Raw genomic sequence first — 13,447 nt, forward strand, 5'->3', positions numbered from 1 at the left:
GAAGGCCCCGCTTCCCCTGTCCGTCCGGTTGGCGGGATGGGCGCTAAACTTCTGTTACGAATGCATTATCCGGCAGCTTGGAAAGTTGACAGGGTGTCACCTTTGTCACCTTTACCCTGGACTCACGCCGCCTGGTCCTCGCTCACCGGGCGGGCCGACAATTCGCGCCGCAGCAGCTTGCCAATCGGGTCGCGCGGCAGCTTGTCCACGAATTCGATGTAGCGCGGCCGCTTGTAGCCCGCGATCCGGCCCTTGAAGCGCGCCGTGATTTCCTCGCGGGTCAGCTCCATGCCCGGTTTCAGCACCACGAAAGCCTTGACCGCTTCGCCCCATTGCCGGTCGGGCACGCCGCAGCAGCCCGCATCGGCGACTTCGGGCATTTCGGCGAAGACCGCGTCGACCTCGGCCGGGTAGACGTTCTCGCCGCCGGTCTTGATGAGCTCCTTGGCGCGGCCCAGCAGATAGCCGAGCCCCCGTTCGTCCATCGTGCCGAGGTCGCCGGTGCGCAGCCAGCCGTGGCCGAGCGCGGCCTTCGTCGCCTCCTCGTTGCGCCAGTAGCCGAGCATCACCGAAGGGCCGCGAAGGCAGATCTCGCCTTCCTCGCCGGGTGGGAGCTGGTTGCCTTCGGGATCGAGGATGGTCATCTCGACATGGGCCATCGGCCAGCCGATCGAGCGGGGGTGTTCCACCATGTCGGGGTAGTCGATGAAGGTGGCGAAGCCGCACACTTCGGTCTGGCCGTAGCCGCCGACGACGCGCGCATCCCAGTCGTTCTCGATGAATTCGTAGATCTGCGGCCGCCCCATGCCCGCCCCGCCGGTGTAATTGGTGAGCGGCATGACGCCATCGCGGATCGGCTCCATCGCGGCCCATGGGAAGCAGATCGTGGGAAAGGCGCTGGTGGTGGTGCAGCCTTCGCGGTGGACGAGATCGAGCATCGCCGCGCTGTCGTCGTCGCGGCCGGCGAAGACGCTCGTGCCGCCGCAGGCGAGCATGGCGGCGACCTGCTGCATCCCGACCACGTGGAACAGCGGGTTGACCGAAAGCAGGCGTTCGGCGGGCGAGAAACCGCGGCGCACGGCAAAGCCCATGGCGGAGGCGGCGACCGCGCTTCCGGCTTGCAGGCAGCCCTTGGGCCGGCCGGTCGTGCCGCTGGTGTACATCATGTAGAGCGGCCTTTCCGGCGCGAGGTCGGGCCATGTGGGGAGGTCGTGGGAGCGGGTGACGATGTCCTCGAAGGCGCCTTGCGGATCGTGGCGCTCGTCCACCTCGATGACTTCGCCCGCCTCGGCTTCGGCGAGGAGGTGCGTGAAGCGCGGATTGGCGAAGGTCATGGCGGGCTCGGCGTTGCCGCAGATCCACGCGATTTCGCCCGGCGCGAGCCGCCAGTTGAGGAGCACCGCGATCGCGCCGATCCGCCCGCAGGCAAGGACCACGGTGAGGAAGGGCGCGCCGTCGGTCATCAGGATGGCGACCCGGTCGCCCGGGCCGATGCCTTTCGCCAGCAGCCACCGGGCGAGCGCCTCGACCCGGGCCTCGAGCTCGGCATAGGTCAGGCGCTGGTCGCCGTCGACCGTGGCCTCGCGCCCGGCGAGCCGGGTGGCGGCGGCGCGCAGCAGCGTGTCCATCGAGAAATCGCGCGGGTGGGAAGCGGGAAGAGTGGGCATGGTCGGCTCGCATCTCCTTTTCGGCCTCGAATAAGGCAGGAAAGGCGCGGGCCCGCCATTCGCGGTTTTGCTGGTTCTCAGCCGCGCGCCTCGTCGAGCCGAGCGCCACAGCGCCCGCAGGTCCGGTTGGGCCAGGGCACGACGAACAGGCCGCGGAAGAACAGGTTCTTGCCGCAATGCGGGCAATTGAGCGCGAGCATCCGCCGGTTGGCGACGACCAGGCCGATAATCGCCGCGGCGAAGGCAAGGGTGGAATGGCCCCAGAAGCGATCGACCACGGCGACGAACAGGACCGCAAGCGTGAGCGCGCCCGCCATCCACCACGCATGGCGGCTTGCGCTTTCGTAGACGGTCACGCGGTGCTTTCCTCATCCCAGTTATGATCGCAGACCCGACACCGGCTCGAAGGAGGCTTCAATGACAGGCCGATGCTAAGGCCGAAGGTTTCCGGCTCGCCGAAAGCCGGGGTTCGGCATTGCGGGCAGCGGAACATCTGCCCGAGAAGAAGCGGGCCGCCAAGGAAAACGACGAACATCGCGATCATCGCCCAGCCGCGCTCGAACATTGTGTCGGGACTGGCGGCGAACCAGCCGAAGAACCCGGCAATCGAGAGAATGACCACCAGCCAGGCGGCCCACATCCGCGCATGAAGGCTCAAGAAACCTGCTCCAGCACGCCCCTGGCGAACGCGCTCAGCGTGTCGTCGCGCGCGCCCATCACGACCACGCGGTCGCCGGGCTCAGCGAGTTCGGCGATGCGCTGGCCGCACGCCTCGCGTTCGGGGATGTGTTCCGCATGGCCTCCCGCCGCGCCGATCAGTTCGACGATCCGCTCGGTCCCGACGCTGCGGTCGACCGTGCCGCCGAAATAGACGGGGTCGCACATGATCGTCACGTCGTCCTCGTCGAGCTCGCGCGCGAAGGTCCTGGCCAGTTCGGCCCCCATCTGCTTGAGAGGCCCGTAGCCATGGGGCTGGAAGAAGGCGATGACCCGGCCAGGCGTGGCCTTGAGCGTGCGCAGGGTGGCGGCGCATTTCTCCGGGTTGTGGCCGAAATCGTCGATCACGGTGATGCCGGACGGACTGGTTCCGACCACGTCAAAGCGCCGCGCCAGCCCCTCGAAACTGCGCAGCGCATAGGCCGACTTGGCAACATCGATACCGGCCGCGTCGGCCGCCGCGATCGCGGCTAGCGCGTTCGACAGGTTGTGCAGGCCCGGCATCGGCAGGATCAGCGGAAAGACCTCGCGGCTGCGGTTGTCGATCACCGCCGCGCGGATGCCGAAAGCGCTCTGGTCGATCGAATCCGGCTCGACCGTGATATCGGCCTTGCGGTCGTGCACGCCGAAGGTCACGCGGTTCCTGACCTTCTCGGCGAGGAAGCGCGCCTCCTCGCTGTCGGTGTTGACGATCGCGCGGCCCGAAGCCTTCAGGTAATTGCCGAAAAGCACGCGCAGTTCCTCGATGCTCTTGTGATCGAGGCTGACATTGAGCAGCACTCCGATCGAAGGCCGATAGAGCGCGATCGAGCCGTCGCTCTCATCGACTTCGCTGACGAAGAGCCCGCTCGAGCCGACCCGCGCGCTGGCGAAGGGATTGTCGGCGCCCGCGAAGTTCTTCATCACCGCACCGTTCATCACGGTGGGATCGTGGCGGCCTTCGTGGAGGATCCAGGCGATCATGCCGGTTACGGTCGACTTGCCGCTGGTGCCGCCGACCGCGATCGAGAAATCGGCCTCGTTGAACAGCGCGGAGAGCAGCTCGGCCCGGCTCATCCGCTCGCAGCCCAGCTCGCGCGCTCTTGCGACTTCGGGCACGCTGTCCTCGATCGCAGCGGAAGCGATCAGCACCTGGTCGGGCGAGGCGATGCCGCTGCCGTCCTGCGGGAAGAGGGTGAAGCCGCGGCTTTCGAGCCAGGCGAACTTTTCTGGCGTGCGGCCCTGGTCGCGGCTGCGGTCGGACCCGGCGACGCCATGGCCCCGGCCATGCGCGATCTGGGCGAGCGGCAGCATCCCCGATCCGCCGATCCCGCAGAAGAACAGGGGGCGCTTGTCCAGCGACCCGGCATCGACCCCATCAACCATGCGCCATGGTTATTGGCTTGCAGAGGCCAAGACAAGCGGCATAGGGTCGCGTCCGTGACGAATATCGCGATCTGCGCCCCGGCCACTCCGATTACCCGCGACCATGCGCGCGCGCTGGAGGAACTCGTCGCGGCCGAATTCCCGCAGCACCGCGTGCATTTTCACGAACAGTGCTTTGCGCGTGCGGGCCATTTCGCGGGCGATGATCTCGTGCGCCTTTCCGCCTTCGTCGAATGCGCGAACGATCCCGCTTTCGATGTCGTCTGGTTCGCCAAGGGTGGCTACGGCTCGAACCGCATCGCCGAGGCGGCGGTGGTGCGCATGAACGCGGCGGCGCGGGAGAAGACCTTCATCGGCTTTTCCGATTGCGGCTACCTGCTGGCCGCGCTCTACAAGGCTGGCATAGGGCAATGCGTCCACGGCTCGATGCCGGTCAGCGCGCGGTCCGAGCGCGGGCGCGAGGCGGTGCGCCGGGTGCTGCGCTGGATCGGCGGCGACACCAGCGGGGTCGAGCCGAGCCTCGACGGGACGACGCCTGCGGCGGCGTTCAACCTCATCACGCTCGCCATGGTGGCAGGCACGCCGATGATGCCGGACCTTACCGGCCATGTCGTCATGGTCGAGGAGGTGAGCGAGCATCTCTACGCGGTCGACCGGTTGTTCTTCCACCTCGCCGGAACCTTGCCCCGTGTTGCGGGCCTCAGGCTCGGCGCGGTCAGCGACGTGCCGGAGAACTACGTCGAATTCGGCCAGAGCCCCGAGGAAATCGCGCGCTACTGGTGCGACCGCGCGGGCATCCGCTATCTCGGTCGGGCGGAGATCGGACACACGCCTGCCAACAGGGTCGTGCCCTTCGGACTTGCCAGCCCGCCTACCGGCTCCTAACCCGCGCGGGTTTTTATCGGGACGGTGTCGGCCGCCCGCGCCCCCGCCCTTCCGCCCTTGAGGATACCATTCCGGGTGGAAGGGCTGGGGAGCGGGCGTCTCGGCCAAGCAGGGACAGAAAATGCGCGCATTCGTTTTTCCGGGGCAGGGCAGCCAGAAGGTCGGCATGGGCAAGGAGCTGGCCGAGAATTCCGCCGCCGCCCGCGAAGTGTTCGAGGAGGTCGACGAGGCGCTCCTGCAGAACCTGTCGGGCATGATGGCCCAAGGGCCGGAGGACGAACTCACCCTGACCCAGAACGCCCAGCCCGCGATCATGGCCAATTCGATCGCGGTCCTGCGCGTGCTCGAGCGTGAATTCGGCATGAAGCTGGCGGATGCCGCCTCCGCCGCAGCGGGCCATTCGCTCGGCGAATATTCGGCGCTGTGCGCGGTCGGCGCGTTCGATCTTGCCACCACGGCGCGGCTGCTCAAGCTGCGCGGGCGTTCGATGCAGGCGGCGGTCCCGGTGGGCGAGGGGGCGATGGCGGCCCTGCTCGGCGCCGACATCGACAGCGCCAAGGCGCTCGCCGCAGCCGCCGCAGGCGAGGGCGAGGTGTGCGAGATCGCCAATGACAATGATCCCACGCAGGTCGTCATCTCCGGCCACCGGGCCGCGATCGAGCGCGCGGTCGGAATGGTCAAGGAGCACGGGATCAAGCGCGGTGTGCTGCTGCCGGTCTCGGCGCCCTTCCATTGCTCGCTGATGCAGCCCGCCGCCGATCGCATGGCGGACGCGCTCGCTCACACGCCGCCCGATGCCATGCAGCTTCCGATCTACGCCAATGTCACCGCCGCGAAGGTCGAGGACTCGGAAGAGGAACGCGCGCTGCTGGTCGAGCAGGTGACGGGCCGCGTGCGCTGGCGCGAAAGCGTGCTGGCGATGCGCGCGGACGGGGTGGAAAGCTTCGTCGAACTTGGGGGCAAGGTGCTGTGCCCCATGATCGGCCGGACCGACAAGGAGGCGGAAACGGTTAGCCTTGTCACCATGCAGGATTGCGAGAATTACGCGAAGGAGAGGCTGTGATGTTTTCGCTCGACGGGATGAACGCGCTGGTGACCGGCGCAAGCGGGGGGATCGGCTCGGCCATCGCGACCGCGCTCGCGAAGCAGGGCGCGCGGGTCGCGCTGTCGGGCTCGAACGGGCAGAAGCTGCGCGGTTTCCGCGAACAGCTCAACGAGGAGATCGGCGGCGACCATGTCGAGATCACCTGCGACTTGTCGAACACGACGCAGGTCGAGGAACTGATCCCCGCGACGCTCGACACGCTCGGCGGCATCGACATCCTGGTGAACAATGCCGGGATCACGCGCGACAATCTCGCCATGCGGATGAAGGACGAAGAATGGGACGATGTCATCCGCATCAATCTCGAAGCCTCGTTCCGCCTGATGCGCGCGGCGGCAAGGCCGATGATGAAGGCCCGTTTCGGCCGGGTCGTCAACATCACCAGCGTCGTCGGCACGACCGGCAATCCGGGCCAGATGAACTACTGCGCCGCCAAGGCCGGGCTCACCGGCATGACCAAGAGCTTCGCGCAGGAAGTCGCCTCGCGCGGGATCACCGCGAATTGCCTCGCGCCCGGTTTCATCCGCTCGGCCATGACCGCGGCGCTCGATGAAAAGCAGACCGACGCGATCAACGCGCGCATCCCGATGGGGCGCATGGGCGAGGGCTCCGACATCGGGGCCGCCTGCGTCTACCTCGCCAGCCGCGAGGCGGGCTATGTCACCGGGCAGACGCTCCATGTGAACGGCGGCATGGCAATGACGGGCTAGAAGGGGCCTCAGGGCGCCTTATCCCCAAGCGAATCGACCCGTGCGAAGGCATTGATCTTGCCCGCAAGACTGACCGCGCTAAGGTTTTGCCGACTGTTCCGGCGCTGGAGGGGCGATTCCGGCTCTCTGCCTGCCACCACAATCGAAGCGATAGGTTCCACAAATGAAGGCTAGGGGCACATGAAGGCTACGATCGAACGCGCGACGCTCCTGCGTTGCCTGTCCCATGTCCAGTCGGTGGTCGAACGCCGCAACACCATTCCGATCCTCTCGAACGTGCTGATCGAGGCGAGCGACGGCGGCGCGGTCAAGGTCATGGCGACCGACCTCGACCTGCAGGTGGTGGAGACGATGAGCGCCGCCGCGGTCGACACGCCCGGAGCGATCACGGTGTCCGCGCACCTGCTGTTCGACATCGCGCGCAAGCTTCCCGACGGCAGCCAGGTCAGCCTCGAGACGGCGGACAACCGGATGGAGATCAAGGCCGGGCGCAGCCGTTTCAAGCTGCCGACCCTGCCGCGCGACGATTTCCCCGTGATCGTCGAAGGCGACCTGCCGACCAGTTTCGAACTGCCCGCGCGCACGCTCGCTGAACTGATCGACCGCACTCGCTTCGCCATCTCGACCGAGGAAACGCGCTATTACCTCAACGGCATCTTCCTCCACGTCACCGACGATGACGAGCCGGTGCTGAAAGCCGCCGCGACCGACGGCCACCGCCTTGCGCGCTTCACCCTGCCGCGGCCCGAGGGCGCTGCCGGGATGCCCGACGTGATCGTGCCGAGAAAGGCCGTGGGCGAGCTTCGCAAGCTGCTCGACGAGGCGCTCGACGGGAATGTCCTCGTCGACCTTTCGGCAAGCAAGATCCGCTTCACGCTGGGCGGCGAGGGCGGGGTGGTGCTCACCAGCAAGCTGATCGACGGGACTTTCCCCGATTACAGCCGGGTCATCCCGACCGGCAACGACAAGCTGCTGAAAGTCGATCCCAAGCTGTTCTTCGCCGGCGTCGACCGCGTCGCCACGATCGCGACCGAAAAGACCCGCGCGGTGAAGATGGGGCTCGAACCCGACAAGGTCACGCTGTCCGTCACCTCGCCCGACAACGGCACCGCGACCGAGGAACTCGCGGCCTCCTATGGCAGCGATGCCTTCGAGATCGGCTTCAACGCCAATTACCTCAAGGATATCCTCGACCAGATCGATGCCGACGAGGTCGAACTCCACCTCGCCGACGCGGGCTCGCCGACGCTGATCCGCAAGGACGAATCGAGCCCGGCGCTCTACGTCCTCATGCCGATGCGGGTGTGAGCGTGCGCCGCTGCGCCTCGGCATTCGCCGCGCTGGTCCCCGCGGCGCTCCTGCTCACGGCGCCGCTTTCGGCGCAGGACGACGCGCAATACACCGCCCAGGACGATCTCGACTGCGCGATCGTCATCAGCATGGTGCTCGGCACGCTCGGGGACAATGCGAGCGCCGAACAGCAGAAGGGCCTCGTCGGCGGACTGTCCTATTTCGTCGGTCGCTACGAAGCGCGCTCGGACCGGCCGCTCGAAACGGCGATGCTGGAGCGTTACCGCGTCCTGAGGGACCAGGACGTCTCGGCCAGGCAGAAGGTCTGCGGGGCGCGTATGCAGGGTATGGGCCAGCGGATGCAGGCCGCGGGCAGCGCCATCAGCGCGCTTGAGGATCAAAGTCCCGTCCAGTAAGCGCGCTCCGCCGCGCCGGCCCGAGCGCGGGGTGGGAAAGCGCCGCGCGAGGTTGTAAGGGCTCATGCAAAGGAGAGCCCATGAACACGCCCCAAACCCCGATCCAGCAGGTCCATGTGCGCAAGGACGCGCTGGACCGTGCCGAACTCGTCCATGTCGAGCCGATGGAGCTTGCCGAAGGCGCGGTGCGGCTTGCGATCGAGAGCTTCTCGGTCACTGCCAACAACGTCACCTATGCGGTGGTCGGCGACGGGTTCATGTACTGGGATTTCTTCCCCGCGCCCGACCCTTACGGGATCGTCCCGATGTGGGGCCATGCGCGCGTCGTGGAGAGCAAGTGCCCCGACATCGCGGTGGGAGAGCGGGTCTATGGCTACCTGCCGATGGCGACCCATCTCGATGTCGTGCCGGGCAAGGTGAGCGCAGGAGGCTTCACCGACACGAGCGAGCATCGCCAGAAGATGAGCCCGGTCTACAACCAGTATTCGCGCCTTGCCGCCGATCCCGAACACGACGCGGCGCGCGAGGCGGAGCGGATGATCTTCGGGCCGCTGTTCCGCACCGGTTTCCTGATCGCGGACTTCATGAAGCGCGAAGGCTGGTTCGGCGCGGAGCAGGTGCTACTCACCAGCGCCTCGTCCAAGACCGCGATGGGCTTTGCGAGTTCGGCCAGGGCAGGCTCGCCCGCAGTGCGCCGCATCGGGCTCACGTCGAAGGGCAATGCCGACTTCGTGAAAGGGACCGGGCTTTACGACGAGGTCGTGGCCTACGACGTGCTCGAGGAGATGGAGCGCCGCCCCAGCGTCGTGGTCGATTTCGCGGGCAATGCGAGCCTGCTGGGCCGGGTCCACGCGCATTTCGCGGACGCGCTCACATATTCCTGCCTCGTCGGCGCGACGCACAAGGACGCGCGCAGCACCTTCGGCAGCGAGGCGGAGATGAAGGGGCCGAAACCCGAGCTCTTCTTCGCCCCCGACCACATGATCGCCTTCGCCCGCGACCATGGGCGCGAGGAAGCCGCGCGCCTGTTCGCAGCCGGCTGGCACCGTTTCCTCGGCGAGGTCGAAGACACGGTCGCAATCGACCGCCGCGAGGGTCTTTCGGCCGCGCGCGAGGTGTGGCTCGCCATGGTCGCGGGCAAGGTCGACCCGGCCCGGGGCATCGTGATCGAGCCCTAGGCCGGGGCGCGAGTTCCTATTCGGCGGCTTCGGCGAGTTCCACCCGCTGCGGACCTCTCACCAGGCCGCCCGGAGTCGCGCCGGTCCATTTGCCGTTCTCGAAGGTCACTTCGCCCGACTTGATCGTGCAGACATAGCCTTCGGCCTTTTGCAGCAGGCGCTTGCCGCCCGCGGGCAGGTCGAAGGCGAGCCAGGGCTTGCCGAGTTTCAGCTTGTCCATGTCGATCACGTTGATGTCGGCGAGATAGCCCGGCGCGATCAGGCCGCGGTCCTCCAGCCCGTAGAGCACGGCGGTGTCGCGGCACTGCCGCTTGATCGCGTGTTCGAGCGCGATCCGCTCGCCCCGGCGGCGGCCCTTGACCCAGTGCTCGAGCATGAATGTGGGCGAAGCCGCATCGCAGATCGTCCCGCAATGCGCGCCCCCGTCGGAGAGCGAATTGACCGTGTCCTCGGACAGCTGGAGCGGATGAAGGAAATCGAGGTTGCCGTCGGCATAGTTCAGGATCGGCAGGTAGATGAACCCGCGCGCATCGTCGCGGCAAAGCATATCATAGGCGTATTCCTGCGGGTCCACACCGGCCTTCTGCGCGCGGGCGTTGACGCTCGCCTCCGGGCCCGGTTCGTAGTCGAAATCGGGGTCCATCTCGTATTGCAGCGCCCAGCCTTGCGTGATGACCATGACCACGCCGATGATGTCCTTGGGCGCTTCGGTGTAGTCGTTCGGTTCGGACAGGAGCTGCTTCTTGAACGCGGGGTCGAGCAGCTTGGCCTTCTGCTCCTCCCACGGAAGATCCTTGATCGCCTGCCAGCTCGGGCGGAAGGCGAAGGGGTTCACCGTGCCCTGCCAGGCCATGATGATGCCGTTCCCGCGCAGCGCGATCTGGGCGACGATGTTCGCGCCATTGTCGTTTTCCGCGCGCATCTGGGCGATCTGCTCGTCGAGCGAAAGCTCCTTGGCGATGGATTGCAGCGCGGCGAAGGTGACGGGGATGCCCGCCTCGCGGCTGAGCTTGCCCATCCACGAAAACTCGTTCCATTCGCGGTTGAGGTCGCTCGCCATCTCGAACACGGCATGACCCCCGGCGGCCTTGGCGCGGCCCATGGCGCGGCCGATCGCGACCAGTTCCTCTTCCGTGGCCGTGGTCCCGGGGACGAGCTCGCCGTCGACCGACTTGTGCAGCACGGTGCGCGAGGTCGAAAAGCCCAATGCGCCCGCGCGCACGCCTTCCTCGACGATGGCGGACATGGCCTCGATGTCCTCTTGCGTGGGCACGGCGCCCGGCTGCTCGCGTTCGCCCAGCACATAGGCCCGCACCGCGCCGTGGGGGACGTGCGTCCCGACATCGACCGTCCGGGGCAGCTTTTCGAGCGCGTCGAGATATTCGGGGAAGGTCTCCCAGTCCCACGTGATCCCTTCGGCCAATGCCGTGCCCGGAATGTCCTCGACCCCTTCCATCAGGCTGATGAGCCATTCGTGGCGGTCCGGCTTGGCCGGCGCGAAGCCGACCCCGCAATTGCCCATCACCACCGTGGTGACGCCGTGCCAGCTCGACGGGGCCATTTCCTGGTCCCAGGTCGCCTGCCCGTCGTAATGCGTGTGGATGTCGACGAAGCCGGGGGCGACCACCTTGCCGGAGGCATCGATTTCGCGCGCAGCGGAGCCTTCGACCGTGCCCACGGCGGCGATCAGGCCGTCCTTCACCGCCACGTCCCCGGTGAAGCTTTCCGCCCCGCTGCCGTCGACGATGGTTCCACCACGAATGATGAGATCATATTGCGCCATTGTCTCTCTCCCTTATGGCGCGGATGATGTCGCAAACCCGGCCTGCCTACAAGGGGGGTGCGCGCGGCGGCATCATGGTTCGCGTCGGTCATACCCTTTCAAGGAGAACGAAAATGTTGGCGAGGATCGCTGCCGCGGCGGCTGTTGTAGGACTTGCAGGATTGGCCCCCGGCGCTTCCAACGCGCAGGAACAATGGCAGCTCGTGCCCGAAAACGGGCTTTCGGCAATGCTCGACTGCCTCGAGGCGGAGGGGCGCAGCCTCGTCTCCGCGCACCGGGGCGGGCCTTCGCCGGGCCTGCCGGAGAACGCCATTGCGACGATGGATGCGGTGCTCACTGCGATCCCCGCCGTGATGGAGGTCGATGTCGCGGCCAGCAGCGACGGCGTGCTCTTCCTCCTCCACGACGACACGCTCGAGCGCACGACGACGGGCGAGGGCGAAGCGGCGGACAAGGCATGGGCCGATCTCGCCGCGCTCAACCTCACCGACGCGGCCGGCTGGGTCACGCCCTACCGCATCCCGACGCTCGCCGAGGCGCTCGACTGGGCGAAGGGCCGCACCGTGCTCCAGCTCGATTTCAAGCGCTCCGCCCCCTACGAGGACGTGATCGACATGGTCCGCGAAAAGGGCATGGAGGAACACGTCATCCTCATCGCCTATTCGGTCGCCTCCGCAAAGAAACTCCACGACCTCGCGCCGTGGGCGATGATCTCGCTCTCCATCGAAAGCCCCGGCGCGCTGGCCGAAGCGGTCGCCGCAGGCATCCCGGCGGAGCGCATCATCGCCTTCACCGGCACGCGCCTCGCCCGGCCCGACCTCTACGCCGCACTGGACGAGGCCGATGTCGAGGTGATCTTCGGCACTCTGGGCCGCCCGCCTTATTCGATCGACAGCGTGATCGACCGCTTCGGCACGCCCGAACGCTATGCCGAGCTGTCGCGCGGCGGCGTCGACGTGATCGCCACCGACGCCCCGCGCGAAGCCGCCGCGGCGCTGGCCGAGGCGGACCGGTTGCCGCAAGCGGGCAAGTGCGGGGTGGGGCGGGGGGATTAGGGGAACGCCTGCGCCGTGCGGCCAGAGACGGGTTCGCCAGTGCCCCGCAATTCGACACGACCACCGGAGCGTACGATGAGAGGTCATGAAGTTCAGACCGGCACGGCAAGCGCTATTCGCTCGGATCGGAATCCGAAGGGCGCTCTTGCCTTCAACGGAACGGTTGAGATAACCTCGGCTCATGGAAGCGCCGCGAAATTACGAGGCCCGGTTCACCGAGGTCTTTCAGCCAATCTTTCTCTGGGGGGTCGGCACTCTCGAATTGTCTCTGGTGGTCTACACGCTGTATATGGAATTCATCAGAGGAACTGGTCCCTCCTTGTTATCTACGGTCTTGCCCTTGAGCGTGATGATCTTGATCGCGTGGGCTGTTATGTCATCGCTGATTGCAGTTGTCTTTCTGGCGATAAAAAATCGCCTTAACCGCGCCGAACACTGACTGCAGGTTTTGCGTCCAATTTCTCTACGCGAATGCGCTCGCCCACTCTCTTCGCCGCAGAATGGCCAGCGCCATCAATTCGTCCATCACAGGGTCGTGATTACACGCTTTGCTGCTGTCGTGCAGATCGATGACAAGGCCATGTCTATTGCGATCTTCGACGCAGCGGCCGTCTAATCGCCCTCCCACCCGAATACGTCTTCGAGACCGACGTCGAACAATCTCGCAATGCGGAAACTGGTTTCAAGGCTGGGTGAATAGCGCCCCTGCTCGATAGCTATGATCGTGTGGCGCGTCACACCCACCGCCTCGGCCAGCGCAGCCTGGCTCATCCTGCCATGCTGCTCGCGCAAGCTTCGCACCCGGTTGGTGATCGGTGGACGCTTACCCATCGCTTCTTTCCGTCAGACCGCGCGGCGCAAGAGAAAGATCTGGAAGAGGCAGTCTGCCAACTGCGCCACGATCAAGGCGGCGACGATCGAGTGGGCCAGCAGCGTGGCGCTCGAGCCGCCGATATACGTGACAAGGGCGATGACGACCCCAAGGCCAAGCACGATGCCCGACCAGTTTCCCGCGCGGTCGATTACGATCCGCTCGCGTTCGTCAGCGTGGGCCTCGGCCTCCTTCGGCGAGAGGATTGCGAGGATCGTTTGCGCGATGATCGACAGCACGATGACGGCGAGGACGTAAGGGACAAGCGAGCCGATAATTGGCGTGTCCGGTTGGGCGGCAACCCGTTGAACATACCAGACGCCGGTGACGAGCATGATCGCCCCCATGACCCAAGCGGATTTTTCCCTGAAAGACACGACGTGAAACTCCCATGCGATGTATAAT

Annotated in this window: 15 protein-coding genes; 8 read left to right on the forward strand and 7 right to left on the reverse strand. The window is 66.4% G+C overall.

The window, feature by feature from the left end:
* Nucleotides 1-122: 122 nt before the first annotated feature.
* From G9473_RS03705 to G9473_RS03720, 4 genes are all read right to left on the reverse strand, one after another.
* A complete protein-coding gene (locus G9473_RS03705) occupies nt 123-1,667 on the reverse strand; it encodes a class I adenylate-forming enzyme family protein (RefSeq protein WP_291136127.1) in 1,545 nt (514 codons plus the stop codon).
* A gap of 77 nt (nt 1,668-1,744) precedes the next feature.
* On the reverse strand, nt 1,745-2,023 hold the full coding sequence (locus G9473_RS03710; protein WP_291136129.1) for a hypothetical protein: 279 nt from the start codon (nt 2,021-2,023) through the stop codon (nt 1,745-1,747).
* The gene (locus tag G9473_RS03715; protein ID WP_291136131.1) at nt 2,020-2,325 is read right to left on the reverse strand and encodes a hypothetical protein; all 306 of its coding nucleotides are present in this window, start codon (nt 2,323-2,325) and stop codon (nt 2,020-2,022) included. The genes G9473_RS03710 and G9473_RS03715 overlap by 4 nt, the downstream gene beginning before the upstream one ends.
* The gene (locus G9473_RS03720) at nt 2,322-3,749 is read right to left on the reverse strand and encodes a Mur ligase family protein (RefSeq protein WP_291136133.1); all 1,428 of its coding nucleotides are present in this window, start codon (nt 3,747-3,749) and stop codon (nt 2,322-2,324) included. Before G9473_RS03720 ends, G9473_RS03715 begins: the two co-directional genes overlap by 4 nt.
* A gap of 54 nt (nt 3,750-3,803) precedes the next feature.
* Here G9473_RS03720 and G9473_RS03725 point away from each other — a divergent pair, with 54 nt between their 5' ends.
* From G9473_RS03725 to G9473_RS03750, 6 genes are all read left to right on the forward strand, one after another.
* On the forward strand, nt 3,804-4,634 hold the full coding sequence (locus tag G9473_RS03725) for an LD-carboxypeptidase (RefSeq protein WP_291136135.1): 831 nt from the start codon (nt 3,804-3,806) through the stop codon (nt 4,632-4,634).
* A gap of 121 nt (nt 4,635-4,755) precedes the next feature.
* The gene (gene fabD, locus G9473_RS03730) at nt 4,756-5,697 is read left to right on the forward strand and encodes an ACP S-malonyltransferase (protein WP_291136137.1); all 942 of its coding nucleotides are present in this window, start codon (nt 4,756-4,758) and stop codon (nt 5,695-5,697) included.
* Nucleotides 5,697-6,449, forward strand: a complete 753-nt coding sequence (fabG, locus tag G9473_RS03735) for a 3-oxoacyl-[acyl-carrier-protein] reductase (protein ID WP_291136139.1) — start codon at nt 5,697-5,699, stop codon at nt 6,447-6,449. The genes fabD and fabG overlap by 1 nt, the downstream gene beginning before the upstream one ends.
* Nucleotides 6,450-6,629: 180 nt before the next feature.
* On the forward strand, nt 6,630-7,757 hold the full coding sequence (gene dnaN, locus G9473_RS03740; protein WP_291136141.1) for a DNA polymerase III subunit beta: 1,128 nt from the start codon (nt 6,630-6,632) through the stop codon (nt 7,755-7,757).
* Nucleotides 7,754-8,155, forward strand: coding sequence for a hypothetical protein (locus G9473_RS03745; RefSeq protein WP_291136143.1), 402 nt, complete (start codon nt 7,754-7,756; stop codon nt 8,153-8,155). The genes dnaN and G9473_RS03745 overlap by 4 nt, the downstream gene beginning before the upstream one ends.
* Before the next feature lie 80 nt (nt 8,156-8,235).
* The gene (locus G9473_RS03750; protein ID WP_291136145.1) at nt 8,236-9,333 is read left to right on the forward strand and encodes a DUF2855 family protein; all 1,098 of its coding nucleotides are present in this window, start codon (nt 8,236-8,238) and stop codon (nt 9,331-9,333) included.
* A 16-nt stretch (nt 9,334-9,349) separates the two neighbouring features.
* Here the strand turns inward: G9473_RS03750 and G9473_RS03755 are convergent, their stop codons facing one another.
* Nucleotides 9,350-11,116 carry an amidohydrolase family protein gene (locus G9473_RS03755; protein WP_291136147.1) on the reverse strand — a complete coding sequence of 589 codons (1,767 nt, stop codon included), beginning with the start codon at nt 11,114-11,116 and terminating at the stop codon, nt 9,350-9,352.
* A 113-nt stretch (nt 11,117-11,229) separates the two neighbouring features.
* Here G9473_RS03755 and G9473_RS03760 point away from each other — a divergent pair, with 113 nt between their 5' ends.
* Both G9473_RS03760 and G9473_RS03765 read left to right on the forward strand, forming a co-directional pair.
* Complete coding sequence (locus tag G9473_RS03760; protein WP_291136149.1) at nt 11,230-12,171, forward strand: glycerophosphodiester phosphodiesterase family protein; 942 nt, start codon at nt 11,230-11,232, stop codon at nt 12,169-12,171.
* A 181-nt stretch (nt 12,172-12,352) separates the two neighbouring features.
* Complete coding sequence (locus tag G9473_RS03765; RefSeq protein ID WP_291136151.1) at nt 12,353-12,610, forward strand: hypothetical protein; 258 nt, start codon at nt 12,353-12,355, stop codon at nt 12,608-12,610.
* 173 nt (nt 12,611-12,783) lie between these two features.
* Here G9473_RS03765 and G9473_RS03770 read toward each other — a convergent pair whose 3' ends face one another.
* A complete protein-coding gene (locus G9473_RS03770; protein ID WP_291136153.1) occupies nt 12,784-13,002 on the reverse strand; it encodes a helix-turn-helix transcriptional regulator in 219 nt (72 codons plus the stop codon).
* A 12-nt stretch (nt 13,003-13,014) separates the two neighbouring features.
* On the reverse strand, nt 13,015-13,377 hold the full coding sequence (locus tag G9473_RS03775; protein ID WP_291136155.1) for a hypothetical protein: 363 nt from the start codon (nt 13,375-13,377) through the stop codon (nt 13,015-13,017).
* Nucleotides 13,378-13,447: the final 70 nt, after the last annotated feature.

Origin of the sequence: Erythrobacter sp. (assembly GCF_011765465.1) — a bacterium.
Lineage (GTDB): Bacteria > Pseudomonadota > Alphaproteobacteria > Sphingomonadales > Sphingomonadaceae > Erythrobacter.

Bases quoted from the DNA above. Each gene is read 5' to 3' on its own strand.
- G9473_RS03705 (WP_291136127.1), bottom strand. From the start codon at position 1,667: ATGCCCACTCTTCCCGCTTCCCACCCGCGCGATTTCTCGATGGACACG.
- G9473_RS03720 (WP_291136133.1), bottom strand. From the start codon at position 3,749: ATGGTTGATGGGGTCGATGCCGGGTCGCTGGACAAGCGCCCCCTGTTC.
- fabD (WP_291136137.1), top strand. From the start codon at position 4,756: ATGCGCGCATTCGTTTTTCCGGGGCAGGGCAGCCAGAAGGTCGGCATG.
- fabG (WP_291136139.1), top strand. From the start codon at position 5,697: ATGTTTTCGCTCGACGGGATGAACGCGCTGGTGACCGGCGCAAGCGGG.
- dnaN (WP_291136141.1), top strand. From the start codon at position 6,630: ATGAAGGCTACGATCGAACGCGCGACGCTCCTGCGTTGCCTGTCCCAT.
- G9473_RS03750 (WP_291136145.1), top strand. From the start codon at position 8,236: ATGAACACGCCCCAAACCCCGATCCAGCAGGTCCATGTGCGCAAGGAC.
- G9473_RS03755 (WP_291136147.1), bottom strand. From the start codon at position 11,116: ATGGCGCAATATGATCTCATCATTCGTGGTGGAACCATCGTCGACGGC.
- G9473_RS03760 (WP_291136149.1), top strand. From the start codon at position 11,230: ATGTTGGCGAGGATCGCTGCCGCGGCGGCTGTTGTAGGACTTGCAGGA.
- G9473_RS03765 (WP_291136151.1), top strand. From the start codon at position 12,353: ATGGAAGCGCCGCGAAATTACGAGGCCCGGTTCACCGAGGTCTTTCAG.
- G9473_RS03770 (WP_291136153.1), bottom strand. From the start codon at position 13,002: ATGGGTAAGCGTCCACCGATCACCAACCGGGTGCGAAGCTTGCGCGAG.
- G9473_RS03775 (WP_291136155.1), bottom strand. From the start codon at position 13,377: ATGCTCGTCACCGGCGTCTGGTATGTTCAACGGGTTGCCGCCCAACCG.